General features: G+C 66.3%; 1 pseudogene. It reads left to right on the top strand.

Annotated elements, in window-relative coordinates:
• A pseudogene (locus tag BST11_RS27835) lies at positions 1–359 on the top strand (hypothetical protein); the annotation flags it as partial.

The raw sequence follows: 359 nt of genomic DNA, 5'->3' as shown, positions 1-359 counted from the left end.
GCCAACCTGGCGGCCAATTTCTTGGCGTCGTTGCCGGGTCTGCCGGCGATCGCGATTCCTAACCTGGGTGCGCTGGGTGTGGAGTTGTCCGCGGCGCTGAACGGGTTGGGTGCGTCGCTGGGCGCGTCGCTGAATGCGGCGCTGAATGGCAGCTTGAATTTGGGGGCCAACCTCGGTGGTTTGATCCAGACGGGTGAGGCGTTGGCGGCCAGCTTCGCGGCCAACCTGGGCAACCTGGCCGGTGCGTTCCAGGCCGGCATCAACGGGGCGATCCAGACTGGTGCCAACCTGGCGGCGAATTTCTTGGCGTCGTTGCCGGGTCTGCCGGCGATCGCGATTCCTAACCTGGGTGCGCTGGG

Source organism: Mycobacterium alsense, assembly GCF_002086635.1.
GTDB lineage: Bacteria > Actinomycetota > Actinomycetes > Mycobacteriales > Mycobacteriaceae > Mycobacterium > Mycobacterium alsense.
Note: the sequence above shows the minus strand (reverse complement) of the source record. Positions and strands in the feature narration are given on the sequence as shown.